Below are 7,768 nucleotides of genomic sequence, written 5' to 3'. Positions count from 1 at the left end.
TCCGATCGCATCGCCGTCATGGCCGAGGGGCGGCTCACCGCCGTGCTCGACAACGCCGAGGCCACCCAGGAGAACCTCATGGACTACGCAACCCGCTTCAGCGCCGAAGGAACGATCGTATGAGCCCGACCACCACTACTCGAACCCCCACGAATGAGACCGTCTCGACCAGCGCGTACGCCGCGATCGACGCGGGCAAGCCTCGCATGGCGTGGCTGCGCGGCTCCCTGCAGCAGATGCTCGCAGCCGCGAGCCTCATTCTGATCGTCGCGTATTTCTCGTTCGCGAGCCCCCACTTCTTCACTACGGGCAATCTCGTGTCGATCCTGACGGCCGCCACTGTCACCGGCATCCTCGCGCTCGGCACCACCTTCGTCATCATCACGGGCGGCATCGACCTCTCCATCGGCACCGGCATGGTGCTCTGCGGGGTCATGGCGGGCGTCTTCCTCACCTACCTCGGCTGGCCGCTGTGGCTCGGCGTGACCGCGACGATCCTCTTCGGCGCACTCATCGGCCTCATCAACGGCGTGAACATCTCGGTGCTCGGCATCCCGCCGTTCATCGCCACGCTCGGCATGATGCTCATCGCGGCCGGCCTCTCGCTCGTGATCTCGGGCACGAAGCCGATCTACTTCACCGAGACGCCCGACTTCCAGTCGATCATGAACCTCTCGATCATCCCCGGCATGCGGTTCCCGCTCGGGGTCGCGATCTTCATCGTCATGATCATCGTCGCCGCCGTGCTGCTCTCGAAGACGATCCTCGGCCGCTACACCTTCTCGATCGGCTCGAACGAGGCGGCCACCGCGCTCTCCGGCGTGAACGTCCGCCGATGGAAGATCACGATCTACACGCTCGCCGGCCTGTTCGTGGGCCTCGCGGGCGTGCTGAGCGCCTCGCGGCTCTCGTCGGCGCAGCCGACGGGCGGCATGGGCCTCGAGCTCGAGGCGATCGCCGCGGTCGTGATCGGCGGCACCTCGCTCCAGGGCGGCAAGGGCTCGATCGTCGGCACCGTCATCGGCGCCCTGATCATGGCCGTGCTCACGAACGGCCTCCGCATCACCTCGGTCCCGCAGGAGTGGCAGTCCGTCGCCGTCGGCATCGTCATCCTCGTCGCCGTCTACCTCGACATGCTCCGGCGCCGGCGCGACTGAGACGTCGTAACGCCCCAACCCATTGCACTACACACAATTCCCTCATGAGAGACAAAGGAGTATCCATGTACACGAAACGCTCGATCGGCTTCGCAGCAGGTCTCGCCGTCGCCGCACTTCTCCTCGCGGGTTGCGCGAGCGACGGAGGCGACTCGGGATCCGGCGACAGCGGCGGCAGCGGCGAGAAGCCGTACGTCGCCCTCGTCTCGAAGGGCTTCCAGCACCAGTTCTGGCAGGCCGTGAAGACGGGCGCCGAGCAGGCGGCCGAGGAGTTCGACGTCGAGATCACGTTCGAGGGCCCCGACACCGAATCGGATGTCGACCAGCAGATCCAGATGCTGCAGACCGCGCTCGACAAGAACCCGGCTGCGGTCGGCTTCGCCGCACTCGACAGCCAGGCCGCGGGCCCGCTGCTGCAGCAGGCGAAGGACTCGAACATTCCGGTCATCGCGTTCGACTCCGGTGTCGAGAGCGACATCCCCATCACGACGGCCGCGACCGACAACCTCGCTGCCGCGGCCGAGGTGGCCAAGCACATGGCGGACGCGATCGGCCACGAGGGGAAGCTCGCGCTCGTCGTGCACGACCAGACTTCCCTCACCGGCCAGCAGCGTCGCGACGGCTTCGTCGACTACATCGAGGAGAACGAGCCGAACATCGAGATCGTCGACATCCAATACGGCGGCGGCGACCAGGCCAAGTCGGCCGACCTCGCGAAGGCGATTATCGCTGCGCACCCCGACCTCAAGGGCATCTACGGCGCAAACGAGGGCTCGGCGATCGGCGTCGTGCAGGCCGTCAAGGAGCTCGGCATCGACCCCGCTGAGTTCGTCGTCGTCGGCTTCGACTCCGGCAAGGTCCAGATGGACGCAATCCGCGATGGCTACATGCTGGGTGCCGTCACACAGGATCCGATCGGCATCGGCTACGAGACCGTGAAGGCCGCGGTCGAGGCGATCGACGGCAAGGAATTGCCGAAGACCATCGACACCGGGTTCTACTGGTACGACACGACCAATATCGACGACCCGGAGATCCAGGCCGTCCTCTACGAGTAAGAACCGCGCCTGGCGGGCGCATCCTGGGCGGCCCGCCAGGCGGATCATCCCCGCTGAACCCCGAGATGGAGCGTGAACCCTTTGGTAACGTCCACCAGCACATCACATTCCGGCATCGTCGTCGCGAGTATCCGCCGCATGATCAGCGACGGCGAGCTCCATCCCGGTGACCGTCTGCCCATCGAACCCAAACTCGCCGAGCAACTTGGCGTCTCACGAGGGTCGCTGCGCGAAGGTGTCCGTGCGCTCTCGAGCATGGGAGTCCTCGAAACACGCCAGGGCTCCGGCACCTTCGTGACCGACCTCGATGCAGAACTCCTTCTCGCTCCCGTGGAACTGCTCGTCGACCTCCAACGCTCCTCGGGAGCCCAGCAAGTGCACTCGGTGCGCCGCGTGCTCGAGACAGATGCCGCGGGGCGTGCGGCCGTGCTGATCGATGAAGAGCAGCTGGAAGAGGCGGCCCGCATCCTTGACCGCAGTGAGGTTGCGATCGAGGCCGACATCATCGACCACGAAGTCGTGATGGAGCACGACATCGCCTTCCACGCGGTGATCGGTCGAGCATCCGGGAATGACATCCTTGCTGCACTCATCTCCGCGCTCTCGAGCAGGACGGTTCGGGGACGCCTGTGGCGCGCGATCTCCGATGAGGCAGCGGACGCGAACACACTGCGCGAACATCGGGAGATCCTCGACGCCATCCGGGCAGGCGACCCCGACGCGGCACGAATCCGCATGGCAGCGCACCTGCTCGCTGTCGAATCGTTCCTCGACTCGACTCCACCGCCGCGATCCGAGAACTGAAGTCCTCATGCAGGTGAATCCGCACGGACCGGAACTCCCGTCCACCCTCGACAACGAAGAAGGCAGCAGCACATGACCACGATCACCGATGTCCGCGTATCAGATGTGCGGTTTCCGACCTCGTTGAGCGCCGACGGCAGCGACGCGATGAACAAGGACGGCGACTATTCAGCCGCGTACGTGGAGCTGGTGACCGACGAGCCCGGGCTGTCCGGGTTCGGATTCACATTCACCATCGGCAGAGGCAACGACCTCTGCGTGGAAGCGGCGCGGCAGCGAGCGTTGCCGCTCATCGGGTGCGATGTTGCGGAGGTGGTCGGAGATCTGGGGGCGACGTACCGCCGCCTCGCGGCGGATTCGCAGTTGCGGTGGCTGGGACCGGAGAAGGGGGTCGTGCATCTCGCGATGGCGGCGGTGATGAATGCCGTCTGGGATCTCGCGGCGCGCCGGGCGGGGAAGCCGCTGTGGCGACTTCTCGCAGAGATGACGCCGGAGGAACTCGTCGATGCCGCCGACTTGCGGTACCTGTCAGATGCGCTGACCCGAGAAGAGGCCGTGGCGATCCTCGCCGACGCGGCGCCGACCCGTGCCGAGCGTATCGCGGAGCTCGAACGTCGCGGTGGCTACCCGTGCTACACCACGAGCGCGGGATGGCTGGGCTACTCCGACGACAAGCTCCGGAGGCTCCTGCGAGAGGCGGTTGATGCCGGATACCGGCACGTGAAGCTGAAGGTCGGAGCCGACATCGAGGAAGACGTCCGGCGGCTCCGGATCGCCCGCGAGGTGATCGGATGGGACGTCGCGCTCATGATCGACGCGAATCAGGTATGGGATGTCCCTCAGGCGATCGAATGGGTGAATCGGCTCGCCGAATTCAAGCCGCTGTGGATCGAGGAGCCCACCAGCCCCGACGACGTGCTCGGCCACGCCGCCGTGCGCCGGGCGGTCGCCCCGATCGGGGTGGCCACCGGTGAGCACGGCATGAATCGTGTGCTCTTCAAGCAGATGTTCCAAGCCGGCGCCATCGATTACTGCCAGCTCGACTCGGCCCGTCTCGCGAGCGTGAACGAGATCCTCGCGGTCTACTTGATGGCCAAGAAGTTCGACGTACCCGTCTGTCCGCACGCCGGCGGCGTGGGCCTCTGCGAACTCGTCCAGCACCTCTCGATCTTCGACTACGTCGCGGTGTCCGGCACCCTCGAGGACCGGGTCACTGAGTTTGTCGACCACCTCCACGAGCACTTCACCGATCCCTGCATCGTCGAAGACGGCAACTATCGGATTCCCAGTCTGCCAGGCTACTCCGCCGAGATGCACCCCGCGTCGGTCGCCGAGTACATCTACCCGAACGGGGACTACTGGCGGACAGCCCACGCCGACGCAACCTCCACCCACTCCGCAGCGTGATCCGGCATGGGCCGGATTCTACCCAGTTCGAGGAGAGTGGGTGCGGTCGGTCCGGAACCGGACTACGCGTGTGCTGAGTGCGCTTCCGACTGGTTCCCGCGTGGATGTGGCTGAACGTGAGGACGGCGAGCTCGCGAAGGCGGGAGGCATAGGTCGAGCCGGATAAGGCTCGTCGCAACTGCACCGGGTGCGCGAGGTCGGACTCATCGACGGCACGGATCAGGGGCCCTTGACCCCCGCACGGGCATCTCCGCCGTGAAGCCGTCCGAGATCGCGCTTCGAGATGCCCCCGAGTTTGTCGCGCGCCCGCTGGAGATGGTTGCGGACCGTGCCTGGGCTGATGCTGAGGCGGGTGGCGATCTCGGGACCGGTCATCCCCGCGGCGGCGAGCTCGACGACCTCTCGTTCGCGCGGGGTCAAGCCGGGGTTCATGACGTGGCGCTGGCTGTCGGGGATCGTCGGGGCACCGGGCTCGCGGCGCAGTCGTCGGGCGCGGATAAGGCCCGCGATGCTGCGTTCGGCATCGGTACGCGACAGCAGGTCGAGCGCTCGACGGTGTGCGCGCAGGGACTCGGCACCAGATGGAGCAGCTCGCGAGGCGTGGACCATCGCCCGCGAGGCGCCAGGGAGGAGCCCGGCGGCTTCGAGCGCATCGGCCGCCTCGAGAAAGGAGGAGTAGGGTGCGCGGAGGCCCAGCAGCGCTTCGACCATCGAACGATGAACGGCCGGAACTGGTCCCGCGGGCCAGAAGTCCCAGAGCGGGGCGAGCGCCTCGTGGGCCTCCTCCGCAGGCGCGAGTTCAGCGAGGGACAGGGCGGCTCGGTCCCATCCGAAGCGTGGTCTGCTGGGAATAAGTCGGTGAAGTGCCGGCGCAAGGTCGCGGTGCGGGCGCGGCTCCCCCCGCACAGCCCTCAGCGTTGCCTGGGCCGCTCGAGCGAGGCTCCCGAGTTGCATGCTGCGTGACTCGAGGAACTCGGCCACCTGTGTTAGATCGTCGCCCGGTGGGGTGCGATCGACCTCCACCTTTGCCAGCGTCCGTACGACCTCGAGGTAGGCGGCGACCTCTTCGCTCGGCTCAGTAATCGGGGGAAGCGCGCGGAGTGCCCGGCGATGCTGCCCGGCAAGTACCAGGGCGTTGCCGCGGATGAGGGCGCGCCAGTTACGCGTGCGTGGGCCGTCGATCACGTGGGATGTCCTGGTCAGAACGTCGTCAATCTCTCGCACGCGCCCCAGCGAGAGGAACGCCAGACACTGGTTCAGCGCCGCGAGGGCGACCTCAGCGCCGAGCATCGGGGGACCGAAATGGAACGACTCGATCACGCGGCGGTAGGTGGTGTCGGCTTCCTCGATCTCTCCCGTGTAGGTGAGCAGGGCGGCACGCACGGTGAGTGCCCGAGCAACGGTCACCGGGTCTCCCAGTTGCACACCCACCTGGTGGGCCGCTTCGACGAGGCCGAGCCGGAACGCCGCGCTCGGCAGTAGATCGTGCATGGGGAAGGCCAGGGCGAGGACAGACATCGCCTGACCGGCGTCGTCCCCGGCAACGGTGAACTCCCCGAGTGCGGTGTCGCGGAGTGCGCGGCTCTCATCGTCGCGGCTCAGGAGAGACATGCGAATTACGATCCAGCCGCGCGTGGCGGGCGAATCCACCCCGACGAGAAGTCGGCGCAGGAGCGTAACGCCCCGAGCAAACCATCCGGTCCACCGGCCGGCGAGAAAGCCGGCGTCCGAGATGTCTCGCAGGTCGGCATCGGTAAGGGCGTCGCGTTCCGCCACCGCCTCGAGGAGGTCATACGCGTCGGCGGCTTGGTCTCGTAGCGCCAAGCTGAGCGCGGTCTGGCACGCTTCAGCGATTGCGGGAGATGTCGTATTGCCGCTCATTCACCAAGAATATGTGCACTCGGTGTACCTGCCATGCAGCCCTCCCATGGGCTTCCATGGGCATCGACCCACCCGCGTACCTGGTTCCCGCTGGGTAATACATCCGAAGGAGTTCCAATGACGAAACGCGTCGTAACCCTGACCGCAGGCGCAGCTTTGATCACAGCTGCACTCGTCGGCGCGCCGCTTACGGCCCACGCCGCGCCCGCACCAGTAACCGTGGCCTTTGGCGTCGAGCGGTCTGCCGAGACGTACCAGGAGCGCATGGGACGGGCGCTGGACGGCGTCGACGCACCCGACCACGTGAAGGCCCAAGTTCGCGCCGTCACCGCGGCACTCCCTGCTGACGCCGACCAACGGCTGGAAATGCTCGACACTCAACTCGGCTTGGATCACACGGTGTGGTCCGAGATCGTCGGCCAGGCGATCAATCCTGAAGACTACGAGTGCGCGAGTACACCGCTCGGTGAATGGTCCAGGGCCGCAACCTCGGACTGGAACGACCTCGAACGCCTCGTCTACGTCTTGACCCCGATCGGGCCACTTCCCACCTACGACGCCCTCCTGTTCGGCAGCGAATCGAAGCTCAACGAGTTCGGTGCCGAAGGCGAGTACACCGGCCTTCTGAATTCGCAGATGAAGGATCTGCGCAGCTTCTGGGACATCGACGGGTCGAAGATCCAACTCATTCCAATGCACGGTGCGGACGTCTTCTCGAGTATTGAGCGCTTGTCGCGGATCCTGAAGGTCGCTTTCACGCTCAGCGACGATGACGCTCTGAAGGCCGGGACGGCCATCAAAGAGCTGATGGATCTGCTGCCGGCCTACCAGGGCGGTGCCCACCCGATCTTCTCGTTCAACGCCTTCGCCGTCGACGCGACGGGAGAGGAAGGTGCGTTCGCCGGGATCGGCAAGCGCATTGTCATGGGTGACGGCGTCATGCAGGGATTCGACGCCATCGGTATTGATACGAAGGTCGCGCCGCGGGCGATCCTCGCCCACGAATACGGCCACCAGGTGCAATTCATGCACGGCCTGATCGACCCGTCGCAGGCCAGCGCCGAAGGCACACGCCGCACCGAACTGATGGCGGACGCACTCGCCACCTACTTCATGGTCCATGCCCGCGGCGAAGCACTCAACGCCCAGCGCACCCTTGGCGACCAACTGTCGTTCTACAACGTCGGCGACTGCAGGTTCGACTCTTCTGGCCACCATGGCACCCCCGACCAGCGCTTCCGGTCGGCCGGCTGGGCGGTGATGGTGGTGGACTCGGCTCCCAATCAGGGTGACAAGCTCGCCAGCGCGGAGCTCATCACCCGCTTCGATGCGCAGCTCCCCGCGCTGGTCGCGCCGGACGCCAACTGATCGTCCGGTGGAGCGCGGCCGGAGGGTCGCGCTCCACCGGAGTATTCCTGCGCGACGGGCTGCGGTGTCGTTACCTGCGGTGATCGAAGGCTC

Annotated in this window: 6 protein-coding genes; 5 read left to right on the top strand and 1 reads right to left on the bottom strand. The window is 66.2% G+C overall.

Annotation, left to right across the window (positions count from 1 at the left end):
* Window positions 1-119 precede the first annotated feature (119 nt).
* The 4 genes from ACFVTH_RS17460 to ACFVTH_RS17445 all read left to right on the top strand — a co-directional run bounded on the left by ACFVTH_RS17460 (window position 120) and on the right by ACFVTH_RS17445 (window position 4,426).
* Window positions 120-1,157, top strand: coding sequence for an ABC transporter permease (locus ACFVTH_RS17460; RefSeq protein WP_387093622.1), 1,038 nt, complete (start codon window positions 120-122; stop codon window positions 1,155-1,157).
* A gap of 65 nt (window positions 1,158-1,222) precedes the next feature.
* Window positions 1,223-2,215 carry an ABC transporter substrate-binding protein gene (locus ACFVTH_RS17455; RefSeq protein WP_387093619.1) on the top strand — a complete coding sequence of 331 codons (993 nt, stop codon included), beginning with the start codon at window positions 1,223-1,225 and terminating at the stop codon, window positions 2,213-2,215.
* A gap of 72 nt (window positions 2,216-2,287) precedes the next feature.
* Window positions 2,288-3,019, top strand: a complete 732-nt coding sequence (locus ACFVTH_RS17450; RefSeq protein WP_387093617.1) for a FadR/GntR family transcriptional regulator — start codon at window positions 2,288-2,290, stop codon at window positions 3,017-3,019.
* 72 nt (window positions 3,020-3,091) lie between these two features.
* A complete protein-coding gene (locus ACFVTH_RS17445) occupies window positions 3,092-4,426 on the top strand; it encodes an L-fuconate dehydratase (protein ID WP_387093614.1) in 1,335 nt (444 codons plus the stop codon).
* 219 nt (window positions 4,427-4,645) lie between these two features.
* Here the strand turns inward: ACFVTH_RS17445 and ACFVTH_RS17440 are convergent, their stop codons facing one another.
* Window positions 4,646-6,307: a sigma factor-like helix-turn-helix DNA-binding protein gene (locus ACFVTH_RS17440; protein ID WP_387093611.1), complete on the bottom strand. Its 1,662-nt coding sequence runs from the start codon at window positions 6,305-6,307 to the stop codon at window positions 4,646-4,648.
* Window positions 6,308-6,424: 117 nt separating this feature from the next.
* Between ACFVTH_RS17440 and ACFVTH_RS17435 the strand changes: the two genes are divergently transcribed.
* Window positions 6,425-7,675, top strand: coding sequence for a hypothetical protein (locus ACFVTH_RS17435; protein ID WP_387093608.1), 1,251 nt, complete (start codon window positions 6,425-6,427; stop codon window positions 7,673-7,675).
* Window positions 7,676-7,768 lie beyond the last annotated feature (93 nt).

This window comes from Agromyces sp. NPDC058104 (assembly GCF_042884835.1).
Lineage (GTDB): Bacteria > Actinomycetota > Actinomycetes > Actinomycetales > Microbacteriaceae > Agromyces.
Note: the sequence above shows the minus strand (reverse complement) of the source record. Positions and strands in the feature narration are given on the sequence as shown.